The 18,006-nt window shown below is 66.8% G+C and carries 14 protein-coding genes; 7 read left to right on the forward strand and 7 right to left on the reverse strand.

Going from position 1 to position 18,006, the window contains the following annotated elements:
• Nucleotides 1–16: 16 nt before the first annotated feature.
• The gene (locus AC2T4A_RS16760) at nucleotides 17–1,120 is read right to left on the reverse strand and encodes a VOC family protein (RefSeq protein WP_416749795.1); all 1,104 of its coding nucleotides are present in this window, start codon (nucleotides 1,118–1,120) and stop codon (nucleotides 17–19) included.
• A gap of 79 nt (nucleotides 1,121–1,199) precedes the next feature.
• On the reverse strand, nucleotides 1,200–1,814 hold the full coding sequence (locus AC2T4A_RS16765; RefSeq protein WP_416749793.1) for a TetR/AcrR family transcriptional regulator: 615 nt from the start codon (nucleotides 1,812–1,814) through the stop codon (nucleotides 1,200–1,202).
• Between the two features lie 263 nt (nucleotides 1,815–2,077).
• Here AC2T4A_RS16765 and AC2T4A_RS16770 point away from each other — a divergent pair, with 263 nt between their 5' ends.
• From AC2T4A_RS16770 to AC2T4A_RS16795, 6 genes are read left to right on the forward strand one after another with little or no spacing between them, the layout of a single operon-like run.
• Complete coding sequence (locus tag AC2T4A_RS16770; protein ID WP_478378182.1) at nucleotides 2,078–3,703, forward strand: bifunctional 3-(3-hydroxy-phenyl)propionate/3-hydroxycinnamic acid hydroxylase; 1,626 nt, start codon at nucleotides 2,078–2,080, stop codon at nucleotides 3,701–3,703.
• On the forward strand, nucleotides 3,700–5,346 hold the full coding sequence (locus tag AC2T4A_RS16775) for an FAD-dependent monooxygenase (RefSeq protein ID WP_486741251.1): 1,647 nt from the start codon (nucleotides 3,700–3,702) through the stop codon (nucleotides 5,344–5,346). The genes AC2T4A_RS16770 and AC2T4A_RS16775 overlap by 4 nt, the downstream gene beginning before the upstream one ends.
• 2 nt (nucleotides 5,347–5,348) lie before the next feature.
• A complete protein-coding gene (locus tag AC2T4A_RS16780) occupies nucleotides 5,349–5,729 on the forward strand; it encodes a hypothetical protein (protein ID WP_416749787.1) in 381 nt (126 codons plus the stop codon).
• 30 nt (nucleotides 5,730–5,759) lie between these two features.
• Entirely contained in the window at nucleotides 5,760–6,833 is a 1,074-nt protein-coding gene (locus AC2T4A_RS16785) for an amidohydrolase family protein (RefSeq protein WP_478378184.1), read from the forward strand.
• A 15-nt stretch (nucleotides 6,834–6,848) separates the two neighbouring features.
• Nucleotides 6,849–8,042 carry an amidohydrolase family protein gene (locus AC2T4A_RS16790; protein ID WP_486741252.1) on the forward strand — a complete coding sequence of 398 codons (1,194 nt, stop codon included), beginning with the start codon at nucleotides 6,849–6,851 and terminating at the stop codon, nucleotides 8,040–8,042.
• 4 nt (nucleotides 8,043–8,046) lie between these two features.
• Nucleotides 8,047–9,276 (forward strand): NADH:flavin oxidoreductase/NADH oxidase family protein, encoded by a 1,230-nt coding sequence (locus AC2T4A_RS16795; RefSeq protein ID WP_478378186.1) that lies wholly within the window; start codon nucleotides 8,047–8,049, stop codon nucleotides 9,274–9,276.
• A gap of 7 nt (nucleotides 9,277–9,283) precedes the next feature.
• Here the strand turns inward: AC2T4A_RS16795 and AC2T4A_RS16800 are convergent, their stop codons facing one another.
• Together AC2T4A_RS16800 and AC2T4A_RS16805 are read right to left on the reverse strand one after the other, a co-directional pair.
• Nucleotides 9,284–9,931: a TetR/AcrR family transcriptional regulator gene (locus tag AC2T4A_RS16800; protein ID WP_486741253.1), complete on the reverse strand. Its 648-nt coding sequence runs from the start codon at nucleotides 9,929–9,931 to the stop codon at nucleotides 9,284–9,286.
• Nucleotides 9,932–9,995: 64 nt separating this feature from the next.
• Nucleotides 9,996–11,576: a bifunctional 3-(3-hydroxy-phenyl)propionate/3-hydroxycinnamic acid hydroxylase gene (locus tag AC2T4A_RS16805; RefSeq protein WP_486741254.1), complete on the reverse strand. Its 1,581-nt coding sequence runs from the start codon at nucleotides 11,574–11,576 to the stop codon at nucleotides 9,996–9,998.
• 485 nt (nucleotides 11,577–12,061) lie between these two features.
• Between AC2T4A_RS16805 and AC2T4A_RS16810 the strand changes: the two genes are divergently transcribed.
• On the forward strand, nucleotides 12,062–13,114 hold the full coding sequence (locus tag AC2T4A_RS16810; protein WP_478378188.1) for a DUF2235 domain-containing protein: 1,053 nt from the start codon (nucleotides 12,062–12,064) through the stop codon (nucleotides 13,112–13,114).
• A gap of 22 nt (nucleotides 13,115–13,136) precedes the next feature.
• On the opposite strand, the gene AC2T4A_RS16815 is transcribed toward AC2T4A_RS16810, so the two are convergent.
• The 3 genes from AC2T4A_RS16815 to AC2T4A_RS16825 form a co-directional block, all read right to left on the reverse strand.
• Nucleotides 13,137–14,450, reverse strand: coding sequence for an LLM class flavin-dependent oxidoreductase (locus tag AC2T4A_RS16815; protein ID WP_416749773.1), 1,314 nt, complete (start codon nucleotides 14,448–14,450; stop codon nucleotides 13,137–13,139).
• Nucleotides 14,451–14,457: 7 nt separating this feature from the next.
• Complete coding sequence (locus tag AC2T4A_RS16820) at nucleotides 14,458–16,785, reverse strand: TonB-dependent receptor (protein ID WP_486741255.1); 2,328 nt, start codon at nucleotides 16,783–16,785, stop codon at nucleotides 14,458–14,460.
• A 151-nt stretch (nucleotides 16,786–16,936) separates the two neighbouring features.
• The gene (locus tag AC2T4A_RS16825) at nucleotides 16,937–17,989 is read right to left on the reverse strand and encodes an AraC family transcriptional regulator (protein ID WP_486741256.1); all 1,053 of its coding nucleotides are present in this window, start codon (nucleotides 17,987–17,989) and stop codon (nucleotides 16,937–16,939) included.
• Nucleotides 17,990–18,006 lie beyond the last annotated feature (17 nt).

Raw genomic sequence — 18,006 nt, forward strand, 5'->3', positions numbered from 1 at the left:
TGGTTGTGCTGCGGGCCTAGCCGAACATCCGCGCCAGCGTGATCAGCTTGCGCAGCGTCAGGTCCGGGCTGTGCCGCAGGTTGTGCAGCAGGATGCGCAGCTTCTGCAGGTTCATCGCCGGCTTGGTGAAGCTCTTGGGCATGCGCTGGCCCCATTGCGACATGGCTTCGGGGCTGACGCCGTGCAGCCCGGTGGGGCGCTCGGCGGTGAACAGATCGCCGTCGCAGTAGTGCTCGTGCTTGTCGCCCCAGGGGTCCTGCCAGTAGTCGAAGATCTGGCTGCCGAGAATGTGCCGGCCCATGCCCCAGGCATGCTTCCAGCCACGCTCGCGCAATACCCGCTGGCCCATGCCGACGGCATCGGCATCCACCACTTCGTAGGCACTGTGGCTGTAGGCGGCCATGAAGCCCTGGGCCAGCGCCAGGGTGTGGTGGTCGGCGGGCGTGTCGCCCAGGTCCAGGCGCAGGAAGGCCACCGCCGGGGAGCCATCGGGCAGCACTTGCACGTCGCTGGGAATGAAACCGAAATGCTCGGTGTACCAGGCGCAGGTGGCCTGGTAGTCGGCCACTTCGAGCACCACGTGGCCGAGCTTGATGATGTCCGGCGGCGCCACGGGCGGGCGCTGGGTAGCGTTGATCCGCGGTGCCTCGTCGACCTGGTTCAACGGCAGCGCCGGGCGGTGCGTCAGTTCGCTGGCAGGCTGCTGGCCGTGGATCGCCTCGACGACGAAGCCGGATGGGTCACGCAGGGTCACGCTTTCACCACCGCCGGGCGTGCCCGCCTTCTGGATCGCCGATGCGCCCGGCAGGCGCGCCAGTCGTTGCAGGTCTTCCCGGGTTTCCACGGCCAGGCCGAAGCCGACGAAGCGCGCCTGCGCCGCCCGTTCCACCCGATAGCAGTAGGGCGCCGGGCCGGTGCCGCGCAGGTGCAGGCAGTCGGCATCACGACGCGCCAGGGTCAGGCCGAAGTCGCCGAGAAAGCGTTCGGCCTGCTCGAGGTCCGGGCGCTCGAAGATCAGGTGGGCCAGCGCGCGGGCCCTGACTGTCGGCTGCGGATGGCGCGCCGGTTGCGGCGTCGCCAGGGCGGCGGACTGACTTGCGGAAGGGGGCTGACGGCTCATGCTTGTTGTTCTCCGTGGCTTTCGTCAGGCAAGGCTTCGCCATCGCCCCTGAAAAGGGGCGTTGGCAGATTCGGGTGGATCAGTCCGCGGGTGGCAGCACCGGCAGCTCTCCGGTGGACAGGCTGCGCGCTTCCTCCGGCGCTACACCGAGCGCGCGCAGGGTCAGCTCCGCCGCGTCGCTACCGGCTTGGCGCCAGGTCCGGTGGCCCTCTAGGACCAGGAAGATGGAGCTGAGCACGGAGCCGGCGATCATCGAAATCACTGACGGCAGCTGCTCCTGGCGGAAGCTGTAGCGGCCGTTGGCGAGCCCGCTGAGCAGGTCGGCCGTGGGCGGGCCGAACCACATGCCGCGCAGCGATTCCTCGCTCATCGAGAAGCGGCTGATGAAGGCGCCCCAGTGCGGCTCCTCGTGGGCCCGGCGGATGAAGAAGCGGATGCCGTTGGCCAGGCGCAGGGCCGGGTCCGAGGTCTCGCCGAAGCTCTTCACCACGCGCTGGTGCATTTCTGCCGCCAGGTGGCTGGCCACGTGCTGGAAGAGGTCGTCGATGGACTGCAGGTTGTTGTAGATGGTGCCCCGCGCCACACCGGCTTCCTGCGCGAGGTCGCTGATGTTCACCTGGCTGGCGCCCTTCTCGGCGAACAGGCGCAGGGCGGCCTGGTGGATGCGGCGTTGTACGGGGTTGAGGGTTTCCATGAAAAGACGGCTCCAACGTCAAGCTTGGAGTGATTGAACACGTGCGTTCAAAATAAGTCAACAGGGTACATTGCTCGTCATTTTTCCTGTTTTCTCCTCGGTTTCTCCCGTGTTCAGGGCCTTTCCGGCACGGCGGCAGTGCTCTGGAGAAGCTCTGGACAGCGGGTTCGGTTAGGCAAATGGAATCAGAATTGATCTCCAGTTGACTGAATTGAACAGTGGTGTTCAAAATGATTCGGCGATGTCTTCCCCTGGAGCAAGCAATGCAAGAGTCCACAACAACAACGACAACCTGTGACGTGATCATCGTTGGCCTCGGCCCCACCGGTGCCGTGCTGGCCAATCTGCTGGGCCGCTACGGCTGGTCGGTGGTCGGCCTTGAGCGCGACGAGGACCTTTACTACGCCCCGCGTGCCGTGCACTTCGATGACGAGATCATGCGCATCTTCCAGTTCGCCGGCCTGGCCGACGACATCGGCCGCACCAGCGAATCCTTCACCGACATGGAGATCATCCTGCGTCCCGGGCGCAAGCCGGTGACTCGCTCGCGCATCGGCAGCCAGGACCGCCGCTATGGCCATCCCGGCGCCTGGTGGTTCCACCAGCCGACTCTGGAGCGGCATTTCCACGATGGACTCAAGCGCTACCCCAATGTCACTCCGGTGTATGGCTGTCGCGTGACCGGCGTAGAGCAGGACGCCGAAGGCGTGCGCGCCACCGCCGTGCAGCGTGACGGCAGCGAGCGGGTGTTCCAGGGGCGCTATCTGATCGGCTGCGACGGCGGCAAGAGCTTCGTCCGCCGCGAGGCCGGGCTACGCCTGGAGTCGGCCGACTTCGACGAGGCCTGGGTGGTGGTGGATACCAAGACCCGCTCCGGCGAGAAGGATGCGCTGCTGCCGGCCAATCACTCGCAGGTGTGCAACCCGGCGCAGCCGGTGACCTACGTGCCCATGGCCGGCCCTTACTACGAATGGCAGTTCATGGTCACCGGCGGCAAGTCCGAGCGCGAGGCAACCGATCCCTATTTGGTGCGCCAACAACTGCGCGACTTCGTCGACCTCGACAAGATCGAGATCACCCGCATCGCCTACTACAAGTTCCACGGCCTGTGGGCCAACGATTGGCGCAACGGCCGGATCATCCTGGCCGGCGATTCGGCGCACCAGATGCCGCCGTTCCTCGGCCAGGGCATGTGCTCGGGCGTGCGCGATGCCAGCAGTCTGTGCTGGCGCCTGGATATGGTGCTGCGTGGTGCCGCGCGGGAGAAACTGTTCGACGACTACGAGGCCGAACGCTCGGCCCATGTGCGCGAAATCATCAATGGCGCGATGTTCCTGGGCAACGTCATCCAGACCCGCCACCGCGGCGTGGCTTTCCTGCGCGACTGGTTGCTGTTCCGCATCGCCGGGATGCTGCCTTTCGCCAACAAGGCCTTCGCCGACAAGGCCAACCGCAAGAAGCCGTTGGCTGCCGGTTTCTGCGGCTGGGGGCACCGGCTGTCCGGCCACCTGGCCCTGCAACCGAAAGTGCTGCGGGACGAGGAGGGCGAGCGCGTACTGCTCGACGAGGCGCTTGGCCACGGCTTTGCCTTGCTTGTCCGGCGCGGTTGCCTCGATAGCCAGCGCGCCCAGCTGGATCGCCTGGCACAACAGGTGGACCTGCGCGTGCTGGAGTTCGCCGAAGACCCGGCCGGCCCCGTGCTGGGCGACCCCACCGGCGCGCTGCAGGACTGGTTCGACGAAGCCGACATGGACTTCGTGCTGATCCGGCCCGACCGCTATGTCTTTGATGCCGGCCGCGCCGACCAGTTGGGTCGCGTCGCCGAGCGCTTCCTCGCCGGCCTGTCGCTGGTCCGTCACAGCAATCAACCCCAAGGAGTGGCGGCATGATCAACACCCCCGTTCTCATCAGCGGCGCCGGCCCTGTCGGCCTGACCCTGGCGCTGAACCTCAGCCGCCTGGGCGTTCGCTCGGTGCTGCTCAACGACCGCCGGCAAACCACCAGCCATCCCAAGCTGGACGTGGTGAACTGCCGCTCTATGGAAATCTTTCGCCAGCTGGGCCTGACCGAACGCATCCGCGCGGCCGGCAACCCGACCGATGCCAACCAGTATTCGGCGATGGCGGCGTCGGCCAGCGGGCCGTTCTATAGCGTGATGTCCGACCGTCACCTGATCTACCAGCCGGTCAGTCAGGCCGAGCAGGCCATCCGCGCCTGTCGCGACGGCAGCCTGCCGCTGGAGTCGATGCAGCGCATCGCGCAGATGCACCTGGAGCCGGTGCTGATGGCGGAGGTGGAAGCCGACCCGAACATCGAACTGCGCATGGGCTGGCGCCTGTATGGCTTCGAGCAGAGCTCCACCGGCGTGGTGGCGATGGCCCACGAAGTGGATAGTGGCGAAGCGCAGCAGTTCTTCGCCCAGTACCTGATTGGCTGCGACGGGCCCAACAGCCGCGTGCGCAACTTCCTCAACATCGATTACGACGGCACCCGCGACCTGGTCGGCGAGCTGTTCATCATCCACCTGCGCTCCGACGAGATCGCCGGGCTGTTCCCCAACAACCAGCCCTACTGGCACACCTGGCTGACCCGGCCGGGCTTCGCCGGCCTGCTGGTGTCGCCGGACGCCAGCCGCAACGATTACGTGCTGCACCGACCCTTTGCGCCGCGCCCCGGCGAGTCGCTGGAAAGCGTGGTGGACGCCGCCCTCGGCACCCGGCTGCGCTACGAGATCGTCCAGTCCGGTCCCTGGCGTCCGCAGTTCCTGGTGGCCCGCTCGTTCGGCCGGCAGCGGGTGTTCATCGCCGGTGACGCTACCCACCAGTTCATGCCCACCGGCGGGCTGGGGATGAACACCGGAGTCGCCGAGGCGCACAACCTGGCCTGGAAGCTGGCGGCCTGCCTGGCCGGCTGGGGTGGCCCGCGCCTGCTGGAAAGCTACGAAGCGGAGCGCCTGCCCGTGGCCAAGCGCAACCGCGACCACGTGAAGAAATGTGCGGCGGCGACCTTCGAGGCGCAGATGCGCCGCGACGATTCGCTGCTTGCCCAGGGGGCGGCCGGGGAGGCGGCGCGCGAGGCCGCCGGGCGCGAGTTCGAGCGCAAGGTCTCAAGGCTCTACGAATCGCTGGGCGTGGAGATCGGCTACCGCTACCACGGCTCGCCGGCGATCGAAGCAGACACCGCCAGCGAGCCGGCCTACGAAGAGATTCGCTACACGCCCACCACCTGGTCCGGCGCGCGCCTGCCCAGCGCGTTCCGCGAGGATGGCACGGCGCTGTTCGATCAGCTCGCACTCGGCGCCTTCACCCTGCTGGCGTTCGACGCCGATGCCGAGTCCTGTGCGCCGCTGCAGGAGGCGGCGCGGGAGTGCGGCGTACCGCTGAGCGTGCTGCCGATCCACGAGAAATACCTGGCCAGCCTGTACGAGCGGCGCTTCGTGCTGGTACGGCCTGACCAGCATGTGTGCTGGCGTGGCGACAGCCTGCCGGTCGATTGCTATTCGCTGTTCAACCGTCTGCGCGGAGCCCGCTGACCATGAGCCTGTTCATCGATTCGCTGAAACTGCGCCTGCTCCTGCTCGCGTCCATCCCGTTGCTGCGCCGGGCCGAGCGCCGCTCGGCGCGCCTGCGTGAACTGCTCCACGAGGACTCTTTCGTGCTGCAGATCCGCACGGGCGATGGCGTCGGCGGCTATTACCAATTGCGTGGCGGGGTGCTCAGCCTGCACCGTGGCGAGCACCGCCGGCCGGACTTTACTCAGCACTGGCAGCGCAGCAGTGACGCGCTGCGGGTGATGCTCAGCCGCGACGAGACCGACATGCTGCGCGCCGTCGAAGGCGGGCAGTGCCAGCTGCAGGGGCGCTTCGCGGTGGCCCTGTGGTTCAACGAGGCCATGAAGATTGCCCGTGCTGCCTGAACCCTCCCGGATCACACAAGGACAACAACAATGACGATCCAACAAGGTCGAATCGACGTGCACCACCACATCATCCCGCCGGCCTTCGTCGAGACCATGGCAAAGAAGGGCCTGGACATGGTGGCCGGTGCACCGCTGCCGAAATGGTCGCCACAGAAGTCCATCGAGGTGATGGACCTCAACGGCATCCAGACCGCCATTACCTCGCTGTCGGCACCTGGCGTGCACTTCGGCGGGGGAGTGGAGCAGGCCCGCGAGCTGGCGATGCGCTGCAACGACTTTGCCGCGCAGATGCGCGTCGATCATCCGGGGCGCTTCGGCAATTTCGCCGTGCTGCCCACGCCATTCACCGAAGCCGCCTGCCGCGAGGCCGTTCGCGCGCTGGATGAACTCAAGGCCGAAGGCGTGGTGCTGCTGGGCAGTACCGATGGCGTGTTCCTGGGCGATGAGCGTTTCGACGAGCTGATGGCCGAACTGGACCGCCGCGCGGCCATTGTCTTCGTCCACCCGAACATGCACGAAAGCAGCGAGAAGCTGGGCATCGCCGCACCGGGCTTCCTGGTCGAGTTCCTCTGCGACACCACCCGCGCGGCGGTGAACCTGATCCTTACCGGTACGCTGGAGAAGTACCCGCGCATCCGCTGGATTCTCGCCCACGGCGGCGGATTCCTGCCCTACGTGGCCTGGCGCGTGTCCCTGGCCAACGCCCTGCCGCAGTTCCAGGACAAGGCTCCGCAGGGGGTGATGACCTACCTCAAGCGCTTCTACTTCGACACGGCGCTGTCGCCGTCGCGCTACTCCATGGCGGCGCTCAAGGAACTGGTGGAACCCTCGCAGATTCTCTTCGGCAGTGACTTCCCCTTCGCTCCGGCGCCGGTCACCACGTTGTCCTGCCAGACGCTGGAACAGAACACGCTGTGGTCGGACGAGCAGCGCTACGGCATCAATCGTGGCCATGCACTGAGCCTGTTCCCGCAGTACCGCGAAGCGCAGGAGCAGGTGGCCGCGGCGCCGATCTTCAGTGGCGAATCCCTCGGCAGCCGGGTGAAACGCAGCCTGACCCGGCCGCTGGGCGCCTACGTCGAACGTGTGCGCAGCCGCTGATCCGGGGAGGAACGCATGAATCGCCGAGAATTCGTGATGAGCGCCGGCGTACTCGCCAGCGCCTCGTTGCTGGCCGCTGAACTGCCCGCCCTGTCGCCGACAGGTGATCCATCCGATGCCGTTGCTCCCGTGCAGCTTCCGTCACCACCGGCGCCCGGTCGTATCGACGTGCACCACCACATCCTGCCGCCGTTCTACGCCGAAGCATTGCGTCGCCAGGGATTGGACAAGGTGGCGGGGGTCGCCTTGCCGGAGTGGTCGGCACAGCGTTCGCTGGAGCTGCTCGACGAGCAAGGCCTGCAGTGCGCAATCACCTCGATTTCGTCGCCCGGTGTCTGGTTCGGCAACGACCGTGCCGCCGCCGAACTGGCGCGCCGCTGCAACGAGTTCGCGGCGGAGCTGGGCCAGCGGCATGCAGGGCGTTTCGGCAGCTTCGCCTGCGTGCCGCTGCCGGCCACCGAAGTGGCGTGCACCGAGGCGCTGTACGCGCTGGATGTGCTCAAGGCCGATGGCCTGGTGCTGCTGGCCAGCAATGACGGCGTGTTCCTCGGCGATGCGCGTTTCGACGAGTTGATGGCCGAGCTGGATCAACGCGGGGCGACGGTTTTCCTCCACCCGAACCTGCATCCAAGCAGCCAGACGCTGGGGGTGGCCGCACCGGGCTTCCTGCTGGAGTTCGTCTGCGATACCACCCGCGCAGCAGTGAACCTGATTCTCAGCGGCACCCTGGAACGCTATCCGCGTATCCGCTGGATCCTCGCCCACGCCGGCGGCTTCCTGCCGTATGCGGCGTGGCGGGTGTCGCTGGCCAATGCGCTGCCGCAGTTCGAGGACCAGGCACCGCTGGGCGTCATGACCTACCTTCGGCGCTTCTATTTCGACACCGCGTTGGCACCGGCCGCACCGTCCATGGCGGTACTGCGCGAGCTGGTCGAGCCCGGCCAGGTGCTGTTCGGCAGCGACTTCCCGTTCGCGCCGCAAGCGCTGGTGGCCGAGCAGGTCAGCACACTCGCCGCCAGCCGCGTCTGGAGCACGGCGGACCTCGCTGGCATTGGTCGTGGGCACGCGTTGAGCCTGTTCCCGCGCTTCGCCGCGCCGGGCGAAGCGCTGGCCGTGGCATTGCCGTATGAATCCGAGTCGACCTTGCACTGGTTGGGACGCAGCGCTGGCAAGCCCTTCGCCGCCCTGGCCCAACACCTGAAGGACTGAAACCATGAGTCAATTATTCGAGCCGCTACGTCTGCCCAATGGCCAGGTGATTGGCAACCGAATTGCCAAGGCGGCGATGGAAGAGAACCTCGCCGATGCCGACCACGCCCCCGGCGATACCCTGCTGCGCCTGTATCAGCGCTGGGCCGAAGGCGGCGCCGGGCTGATCATCACCGGCAACGTGATGGTCGACCGCCGCGCGTTGACCGGCCCGGCCGGCGTGGTGCTGGAAAATGACCGCCTGCTGCCGCGTTTCAGCCGCTGGGCCGAGGCCTGTCGTAGTCACGGCGCGCAGGCCTGGATGCAGATCAACCATCCGGGCCGCCAACTGATGGCTGATCTCGGCCAGCCGGCCCTGGGACCGTCGGCCATCGCCGTGGACATTCCCGGCTTGAAGGGAGTCTTCGCCCAGCCGCGTGCATTGTCCGGCGCGGAAATCGACGGGCTGATCCAGCGTTACCTGAATGCCGCCGTACTGGCCGAGCGCGCCGGGTTCACCGGGGTACAGGTGCATGCCGCGCATGGCTACCTGTTCAGCCAGTTCCTTTCGCCGCTGAGCAACCGGCGCGAAGACGACTGGGGAGGCAGCCTGGAGAATCGGGCGCGCATCCTGGTGCGCACGGTCGAGGCGATCCGCGAGCGGGTGGCACCGGAATTCTGTGTGGCGGTGAAGCTCAATTCGGCTGATTTCCAGCGTGGCGGTTTCGAGGCGCGGGACGCCGAAGCCGTGGTGCGCCTGCTCAACGAGCGGGGCGTGGATCTGGTCGAGCTGTCGGGTGGCAGCTACGAAAGCCCGGCGATGCAGGGCCAGACCCGCGACGGCAGCACGCTGGCGCGGGAGGCCTACTTCCTCGAATTCGCCGAGCGCATCGCCGCGACGGCACGCATGCCGCTGATGGTCACCGGCGGTATTCGCCGGCGCGAGATCGCCGAACGCGCCCTGCAGGGACCAGTGGCGATGGTGGGCATGGCCACGGCCCTGGCGGTCGATCCAACGCTGCCACGGCGCTGGCAGGCCGGCGAGGGCGCGCAGGTCGAACCGATAGTCGTGGCGTGGAAGAACAAGGCCTTCGCCGCCGTGGCCACCCAGTCGGTGGTAAAGAAGCAGCTGACGCTGCTCAGCCAGGGGCGCCCGACCAACCCGCGCACGTCACCGCTGCTGGCGCTTATTGGCAATCAGTTGAAGTTGCGCAAGCAGTCGCGGCGTTATCGGCTCTGGGTGGCGCGGCCCTGAAGCGAGCTCAGTCGCCCTGTGGCAAGGGCAGGGCGGCTATCTTCCGGGCCTTGGCCGGGCTGGCGCCAAGGGCGCGCAGGAGCATTTCGCTGAGCAGAATGTCCTGGTCCTGCGGCGCGCGGCCTTCCAGCGTGGCGCGGATGGCGCCGGTGGCACCGGCGATCACCAGGTCCAGAGCGATGTCTTCGTTGGCGTAGTTGAACACGCCTTCGGCCAGACCGCCGCGCAGGTCCTCGCGCACATGGCCGGCCAGCGTCGAGTGCATGGCCTGGTCGTAATGAATGACGCGCAGCAGCGCACTGGCCCATTGGGGGGCTGACTGTGCGCGCAGAACGAACATGCGCACGCCGATGGCCAGGCGCTTCGAGCCGCTGTCGATACCTTCGCTGAGCGCCGAGATGGTTTCGGAAAAGTCGCCAGCCAGGGCAATGCCCACCGCTTCGGCGAGCTCTTCGCGGGTACGGAAATAGTTGTAGATGGTACCGGTCGAGACCTCCGCCTCCGCCGCCAGATCCTGCAGGGCGGTGGCGGCGACGTCCTGGCGGGCGAACACGCGCAGGGCTGCATCGAGCAGGCCCTGGCGCGTGCGTGCGCGCTTCTTGTGGCCACGGGTGAGCGGCACGGTGGCGTCTTCGTGGGGTTGTCGGTCGGTCATGGCAGGTATCCGTCTGCAGGGCTGCAGCGATGATACGGGATGCCCGTGGCCGACCGGTACCCGCTCATGCCCGCAGCAATGCCTGGCAGTGCCGCAGCAGCTCGCCGGCCTTCTCGGGCCTGCACTGATGCATGATGATGCGGTCCGGGCGCACCACGGCCAGTGCCGGGTCGGGCCAGGGTGCGAGCAGGGCGCCGTCGAGGCTTTCGGCGAAATCGGCGCGGCTGTCGTCGCGGGCATGGCCGATCTGCAGGAAGCTGCCGCCCAGGTCGAACCACTGCTTCTGTTGCGCCGAGTCGAGCCAGCGGCGCGGGTCGGTGCCCAGGCCGACCAGTTGCAGGCGGTCCCCCAGTAATTGGTCGCTCAGGCAGATGCGCCCCGCGCTACGAACCCAGGCTTGAGGAAACAGGCCGCCGCTGGCCACTCGGGCGCGCCGCGTGCTGCGCACGAACAGGCCACGGCGGAAGCGGTGCCTGGGCTTGATGTCCAGTTCCTCGAAGTGCCGGCGAGCCGCGGGGATGATCCGCAACGCTTTCATGAAGCCGTGGATCAGCGCGGCCGCCACTGCGTTGCTCGGCATCACCAGGCGACCCATGAGCTTGGCCAGGTCGATCATTTCCCGGGCATGGGGCTGGCGCTCCTGGTCGTAGCTGTCGAGTATCCGCGGCGTGGCTCGCCCTTGCAGCACCCAGGACAGTTTCCAGGCGAGGTTGGCCACGTCGCGCAGGCCTGCCACCAGGCCCTGGCCGACGAAGGGCGGCGTGATGTGCGCGGCATCACCGACCAGAAACACCCGGCCCTGTTGGAAGCTCTCGCAGCAGCGGGCATGGAAGCGGTAAACCGCCTTGCGTTCGATCTTCAACTGCTGTGGCTCGATCCAGGGCGCCAGGAGTCCGCGGATGCGTTCCTGATCCTCCATCTCGTCGCGCGTTTCACCGGGGCGCAGCATGAATTCCCAACGCTCGCGGCCACCGGGAGCGGGCATGTGCGGCGTCGGGCGGCGGTGGTCGCAAAGGAACTCGACATGGTCGATGGCTTTTCCCTGGCGTGATCCGGCATCGACGATCAGCCAGTCCTCCGAGTAGCTCTGGCCGTTGAACTCCTGGCCGATCAGCCCGCGTACCCGTGAACTCGCGCCGTCTGCACCGACGAGATAGCGGCAGCGCAGCGAGTGCGGCTCATCAGCTTCATCCAGCAGGACGGCGGTGACTCCGCTGGCGTCCTGGGTGAAGTCCCGCAGCTCCAGGCCGCCCCGGCAGCGCAGGGTCCCGTGCTGCTCCGCCTGGCTGCGCATGGCGCGCTCCAGGTCCGGTTGATAGAAGGTCACCAGCTTGTGATGGCCGTCGATGCGCCCGCTGGTATTGGCCTGGCCGAACTGGCCGACGATGGGGCAGTGCATCTTTACATGGGGAATGACCACGGTCTCGAAGGCGTCTTCCTCCAGTCCGGCAAGTTGGAGAATTCGCAGCGCTTCGTTGTCCAGGGCGATGGCACGCGGCAGGGGCAGGACGTCATGGGCCTTGTCGATCACCAGGCAGTCCACACCATAGCGTCCCAGCAGGGACGCCAGCGTGGCGCCGACCGGGCCATTGCCGACGACCAGGACGTCGACCGATTCGGGGAGGAACTCATTGTTGTTATGCATTGGGAGATCCGGATCCGGGAGAGGGGCCCGGATCAGTTGATCCGGGTGGAACGGAATCTATCAAAAATGACGTGTTCGTCAATATTGGTTGTTTTGTCATAATTTCCGCCGAAGTAATGAACGCCTGACGAGTGACTGGAAAGACGTACCTGGGGCTACGCGAACTCCGCGAACGTGCGCTTCTGCGACGGCAAGGGATCGGAACTGGAGGACGGTGCACGGTTCTACTTCGAGACCTTCGGTTTTCCGGTCGATGCGCAGTCCGTTGTGCGGCGATGCAGTCCTGCCGATGGGGAACTACAGTTGCCCATCGAGGGCGATACCGTCGAAGGGACTCCGGACCTCTGGTCAGAATGAAAAGTCACCCGTCGTGCATTCTTGCGAGAGCCGCCTCCACTCGTTTTTCCGGTTGGATCCTCGCCTGTGCAAGCACGTGCGAAGCGGAAGTTTCGAGCTGTCAGAGCCACTGACGTTGGAGAAAGGACATGCCCAAGAAAATCATCATTTCCTTTGACGGGACCTGGAATACGCCGGATACGAAGTCCGAGATCAAGGGCAGTAAAAGCACCAATGTATGGAAGCTGCATGCTTCCATTCTGCCTGCCGACCAGAACGGCACGACGCAGGACAAGTGGTACGACAAGGGCGTCGGCACCGCGTGGTACGACCGCCTCGCCGGTGGGGCATTCGGTGTGGGGCTTTCCGAGAATATCCTCGATGGCTATCGGCAGCTGGTCAGGACCTACGAGGCCGGTGACCAGATCTACCTCTTCGGCTTCAGCCGCGGAGCCTATACGGCCCGCAGCCTGGTCGGGCTGATCCGCAACGCAGGCCTGCTCAAGCCCGAGCACATCGACCTGACCAACGAAGCCTATGGCCTCTACCGGACCCGCGACGAGGGCGCCGACTCCGACAGCGCCAAGCTCTTCAGGGACCGTTTCTCGCGGGTGATCTCCATCCACATGCTCGGCATCTGGGACACCGTGGGCGCCCTGGGCGTGCCGCTGGAGTCCTTCGACTGGTTCAACAAGGCCTACTACGAATTCCACGACACCGAGCTCAGCTCGATCGTCCACAACGCCTTCCAGGCTCTGGCCATCGATGAGTGGCGCAAGAACTACCAGTGCACACTGTGGGACCCCAGGAACAAACCCAACCAGCGCGTGGAGCAGGTCTGGTTCTCCGGTGCGCACGCCAATGTCGGCGGCGGTTACGCAGACAACAGCCTGTCGGACATCGCCCTGGTGTGGATGATCAACAAGGCGATCGAGTGCGGCCTGGCGCTGGACACCGGCAAGACCCCGAGCCTGCCCACGACGACGCTTCCCATCACCAACTCCTACAAGGAATTCCTGGGCGGCGCTTATAGCCAGCTGACCCAGCCGTACTACCGGGATATCGGCAACACGCCCTTCGGGCAGGAAGCGATCGACCCCAGCGTGGAGGAACGCCTCAAGCACGACGCCCAGTACAAGCCGAAGAACCCGGTGGGCGGCCATCTCACCGGTAACTTCACACCGGTCGGCAAGATCAGGTGACGGCCAGCCACGCCGGGCGTTCCTATCTCCGTTCCGGCCGGCGCAGGCCCAGGTGGTCGCGCAGGGTGCTGCCGCGGTACTCGCGACGATACAGCCCGCGCTTCTGCAGCTCCGGCACCACCAGCTCGACGAAGCTGTCCAGGCCGCTGGGCAGCAGCGGCGGCATGATGTTGAAGCCGTCGGCGGCGCCGGCGCTGAACCAGGCTTCCAGGTGGTCGGCGATCTGTTTCGGGCCGCCGACCAGCGTGCAGTGTCCGCGCGCGCCGGCGACCCGCAGGTAGAGCTGGCGAAGGGTCAGGTTCTCGCGGCGGGCCAGGTCGATGAACAGTGCCTGCCGGCTTTTCATGGCGTTGCTCGGGGGCAATTCGGGCAGCGGGCCGTCCAGCGGGTAGCGAGACAGGTCGAGCCCGCCGGCCATGCCCGAGAGCAGGGCGAGGCCGAGCTGCGGTTCGATCAGCTCCTGCAACTGGGCATAGAGGTCTTCAGCCTCGTCCTGGGTGCGCCCCAGCACCGGGGAAATGCCCGGCATGATCTTCAGTTCGTCCGGCTCGCGGCCATGCTCGGCGAGGCGTCCCTTCAGGTCGACATAGAACTCGCGCGCACCTTCGAGCGTTTGCTGCGCGGTGAACACCACCTCGGCGGTGCGCGCCGCCAGCACCTTGCCCGGCTCCGACGAGCCGGCCTGCACCAGTACCGGATGGCCCTGCGGTGAACGCGGCTGGTTCAGCGGGCCGCGCACCCGGTAGTGCTCGCCGCGATGTTCGAGCGTGCGCAGCTGCTGTGGGTCGAAGTAGCGGCCGCTGACCTTGTCGCGCAGGAAGGCGTCATCCGCGAAGCTGTCCCACAGGCCACGGGCGACATCGATGAACTCTTCAGCGCGGGAGTAGCGATCGGCGTGTTCGAAGTGCTGGTCGAGGCCGAAGTTCTGCGCTTCCTGGTCGGTGGCGGAGGTCACCAGGTTCCAGCCCGCACGGCCGCCGGAAAGGTGATCAAGCGAGGCGAAGCGACGCGCCAGCAGATACGGGTCGTTGTAGCTGGTGGAGACCGTGGAGATCAGGCCGATGCGCTCGGTGGACGAGGCCAGGGTGGCGAGCAGCATCAACGGGTCGAGCACTTCGCCGTGGGTGGTGTGCGCGGCCAGTTCGTTGCTGCCGAGCAGCGCGAGGTTGTCGGCGAAGAAGATCGCGTCGAACAGGCCGCGCTCGGCGGTCTGCGCCAGGCGCCGGAAGTGCGCGAGGCCGAGTGCTCCGGAGGGTGCCTGCGGGTGGCGCCAGGCGGCCAGGTGATGGCCGCTGCCCATGAGAAAGGCGCCGAGGCTGATCTGTGCTTGGCTCATGTTCACCTCAGAAGTCGTAGCGCAGGGTCACGCCGGTGACCCGCGGCTGGCCGGGATAGCCCACATAGAGGCCGTTGGAGGAGGCGATGACCGCCTGGTAGTACTCCTTGTCGAACGCGTTCTTCACCCACAGGGAGGCGTCCAGCAGCCCCTCGCCGACCTCGCGGCGCAGGCCCACCGAGAAGTTGGCCAGGCCGTAACCGGGAATCTTCGACAGGTTCGAGTTGTCCAGCGTGCCCTCGGCTTCGGAGCGGTACGCAAAGCTGGCGGTGACGTAGGGTTCGAAACGGTTTTCCAGCTGCCACTTGTATTCGCCGTTGAGGTTGGCGATCCAGCGCGAGGCGCCCATCACGCGTTCGCCGGAGAGGTCGCAGGTGGTTGGTGCGTTGGGCTGGCTGCTGACTTCGGCCGGGCAGGGCGCGTCCTTGAACGACAGGTAGGTGACGTCGTTGAACGAGCCGTTGAAGTTCAGGGTCAGGCCGCGCAGCGGCAACGCCGTGGCCTCGAACTCCACGCCGCGCGAGCGCAGGTCGCCGGCATTGGCCAGCACCTGGTAGCCGGTGAGCGAGCCCGCCGGCTGGTAGTAGGTGGTGGCCTGGTAGCCGGTGATACCGGTCCAGAACAGGTTGGCGTTGAGTTGCAGGCGGCGGTCGAGCAGGGTGCTCTTGAACCCCAGTTCGGCGTCGTTGGCCCGCTCCGGGCCGACCAGCAGGGAGTCGGCGCCGGCGCTGGGCGCACTGCCGACGCTAAGGTTGACCCCGCCGGACTTCTCGCCGTGGGACAGCGAGGCGTAGCCGAGCAGGTTGTCGTCGAACCTGTAGCTCAGGCTGATCAGTGCGGAGGGGGCGGCGTTGTGCAGGCTGAGGTCGCCCGAGTCGTAGGCGCCGGCCTGGCTCGCACGGATGGCCGCCGGAATGCCGCTGACGGCCGCGCCGCCTTCGGGCGCGTGACGTTCGACCTGCGCCTGCTTCTCCTCGTAGGTGCCGCGCAGGCCGAGGGTGAAATCGAGCTTGTCGGTCAGGTGCCAGGTGCCCTGGGAGAACAGGGCGAAACTGTCGGTGTCGATCCAGCCCTTGCTGGTGCTGCTGACGTTGTTCAGCGCGTTGAAGTTGGCGCCGATCAGGTTCAGGTCGGCCAGCGGGCCGAGGTCGACGAAGTAGCGGTTGTTCAGGCTCTGGCGGAAGGCATAGGCGCCCACCACGTAGTCGAAGGCGCCGCCGGTAGGTGAAGCCAGGCGGATTTCCTGGGAGAACTGGCGGTCGTGGATCTCGTAGCCGAGGTCGCTGATCACCGGCACGTCCAGCTCGTCCGAGTCGTTGGCCGGGTTGAAGTGCCAGTAGCGGTAGGCGCTGATGGAGGTGAGGGTGAAGCCGCCGCCCAGTTGCCAGTTGGCTTCCAGCGAACTGGCGTTCTGGTGGACGCTGACGTTCTGCCGGCCATCGATATTGGACTTGCCCTCCACCGGATTGGCGCCAACCAGTGCGGCGCGGCGCCAGAACTGGCTGGAGGCGCCGTAGATCACGCCGCTGCCCTGGCTGGAATTCTCGCTGTTGTACTCGTTGATCCAGCGCAGGCTGAGGTCGTCGTTGGGCTGGAACAGCAGTTGCCCGCGAACGCCTTCGCGCTCGCCGCCGAGCAGGGTGCGGCCATCGGCCAGGTTGTTCAGGTAGCCGTCGTCGCGGGTGCGGTAGAGCGACAGGCGCCCGGCGAGCGTCTCGGTCAGCGGTCCGGAGAAGCTGCCCTTGCCCTGGAAGTAGCCGTTCTCGCCGCCGGAAGTTTCGATGCTGCTTTCCGGGGTGAAGGTCGGCTTGCGCGTGGTGATGTTCAGCACGCCGGCCGTGGTGTTCTTGCCGAACAGGGTGCCTTGCGGGCCGCGCAGCAGGTCGAGCTGCTCGATGTCCATGAGGTCGAACACCGCCATGCCCGGGCGGCCGAGGTAGACGTTGTCCAGGTAGATACCGGCGGAGCCCTCCAGGCCGTCGCTGGCCGGGTTGTTGCCGATGCCGCGTACGGCGATGCTCGACTGGCGCGCATGGATGTAGGCGACGTTGACGCTGGGCAGGGCCTGCTGCAGGTCCTGGACCTTGTAGATGCGTTGCTTGTCGAGGGTATCGCCGCTGAGCGTGGTGATCGGCGTCGGCACGTCCTGGGCATTTTCTTCACGGCGGCGGGCGGTCACGGTGACCGTCTGCAGGGCGTCAGCGATTGGCTGGTCCTCGGCGGGGGCGCTGGCGGGCTCTTCCGCCACGGCGGCGGCGCTGGCGAGCAGCAGTGCCAGGGTCAGTGGATGCAGCGCCAGGCCGGGGCGGCGGGCGCGCAGAGGGGTTCTTTGCATGGCTTGTCCTTGCAGCAAGGCCGTGGCACACACGGCTGGAAGTCGGCGGAGCGGGGGCTGGTCACCCCTCTGGGGGCCGATGCTAGGCAAGCGGAAGTGAAGGCGATGGGCTTTGGCGGACAATCCATGGTCCGCCGCGGACAGGGCCGCTCTACAGCGCCAGGGCGAACCCGGCACCGGGCCGGGCGGTTGCCGGCTGCTCGACCACGCCCAGCTCACGCTGGCGCCATTGGCCGGGGCTCTGGCCGGTCCAGCGGCGGAAGGCGCGATTGAAGCTGCTGGGCTCGTTGAAGCCCAGGCGATAGCACGCCTCGTTGACCGAGCAGTGCGCCTGGCGCAGGTAGCTGAAGGCGAGTTCGCGGCGGGTTTCTTCCAGCAGCTCGCTGAAGCTGGTGGCGTGGCGCAGGAGATGGCGATGCAGGTTGCGCGTGCTCATGCCCAGCTCCGCTGCCACCAGTGATTGCTGCACTTCGCCGCTGGGCAACTGGCGCATGATCGACTGCCGCACCTGCTCGGGCAGGTCGTGCCCGGACAGGCGCTTGAGGTAGTTGTTCAGGCTGCCGTCCAGGGTCTGCGCCAGTTCGCGGTTGCCGCTGCGCAAGGGCACGTCGAGCAGCGACGCGTCGTACTCCACGGCATTGTTTGGCGCGTCGAAGCTCAGGCGCTGGCCGAAGCGTCGCTCCCAGGCCGAGGCATCGGCTGGCCGCGGGCGAACCAGGTGAACGCAACGTACCACGCCCAGGCCCCAGATCGAGGTGGCGTGGTGCAGGCCCGAAGCAAGCAGCGCCTCGGTGGCCATCTGTTCGACCTGGGCGCGGGCGATACGCCGGTAGACCAGGCGGCAGAAGCCCGGGCCTCGCTCCAGGCTCACCTGGCCTGAGGTGCTGACCACCGGGGAAAACCTCACCACACGCTCCAGCGCTTCGCCCACCGTGGCGCTGCTCTGCAGGGCGAAGAGCAGGCCGTGGAAGTCCGTGGGCAGGCTGTGCGCGGCGACTTCCAGACCGAACCCCGGATCACCGGTGGTGCGCTCCACCGCTCGCCAGAGCGCACTCATGCGGTCCAGTGGAATGCGCAGGTTGGCGTCGTGCAACTGCGTCGGGTCTATGCCGGCGGTGCGCAGCAATGGCTGGGGATCGTGCCCGTGGGCGCGCAGAGCGCGGGCGATGACCTGGGCCCAGGTCGCAATGGTATCGGCATGCATGTGCGCTACTCGTTGGG

This window comes from Pseudomonas sp. PVC-3-1, assembly GCF_057444315.1.

What these genes read in the sequence shown, in the direction of transcription:
- AC2T4A_RS16760 (WP_416749795.1), bottom strand. Translation starts at nt 1,120, where the DNA reads ATGAGCCGTCAGCCCCCTTCCGCAAGTCAGTCCGCCGCCCTGGCGACG.
- AC2T4A_RS16765 (WP_416749793.1), bottom strand. Translation starts at nt 1,814, where the DNA reads ATGGAAACCCTCAACCCCGTACAACGCCGCATCCACCAGGCCGCCCTG.
- AC2T4A_RS16770 (WP_478378182.1), top strand. Translation starts at nt 2,078, where the DNA reads ATGCAAGAGTCCACAACAACAACGACAACCTGTGACGTGATCATCGTT.
- AC2T4A_RS16775 (WP_486741251.1), top strand. Translation starts at nt 3,700, where the DNA reads ATGATCAACACCCCCGTTCTCATCAGCGGCGCCGGCCCTGTCGGCCTG.
- AC2T4A_RS16780 (WP_416749787.1), top strand. Translation starts at nt 5,349, where the DNA reads ATGAGCCTGTTCATCGATTCGCTGAAACTGCGCCTGCTCCTGCTCGCG.
- AC2T4A_RS16785 (WP_478378184.1), top strand. Translation starts at nt 5,760, where the DNA reads ATGACGATCCAACAAGGTCGAATCGACGTGCACCACCACATCATCCCG.
- AC2T4A_RS16790 (WP_486741252.1), top strand. Translation starts at nt 6,849, where the DNA reads ATGAATCGCCGAGAATTCGTGATGAGCGCCGGCGTACTCGCCAGCGCC.
- AC2T4A_RS16795 (WP_478378186.1), top strand. Translation starts at nt 8,047, where the DNA reads ATGAGTCAATTATTCGAGCCGCTACGTCTGCCCAATGGCCAGGTGATT.
- AC2T4A_RS16800 (WP_486741253.1), bottom strand. Translation starts at nt 9,931, where the DNA reads ATGACCGACCGACAACCCCACGAAGACGCCACCGTGCCGCTCACCCGT.
- AC2T4A_RS16805 (WP_486741254.1), bottom strand. Translation starts at nt 11,576, where the DNA reads ATGCATAACAACAATGAGTTCCTCCCCGAATCGGTCGACGTCCTGGTC.
- AC2T4A_RS16810 (WP_478378188.1), top strand. Translation starts at nt 12,062, where the DNA reads ATGCCCAAGAAAATCATCATTTCCTTTGACGGGACCTGGAATACGCCG.
- AC2T4A_RS16815 (WP_416749773.1), bottom strand. Translation starts at nt 14,450, where the DNA reads ATGAGCCAAGCACAGATCAGCCTCGGCGCCTTTCTCATGGGCAGCGGC.
- AC2T4A_RS16820 (WP_486741255.1), bottom strand. Translation starts at nt 16,785, where the DNA reads ATGCAAAGAACCCCTCTGCGCGCCCGCCGCCCCGGCCTGGCGCTGCAT.
- AC2T4A_RS16825 (WP_486741256.1), bottom strand. Translation starts at nt 17,989, where the DNA reads ATGCATGCCGATACCATTGCGACCTGGGCCCAGGTCATCGCCCGCGCT.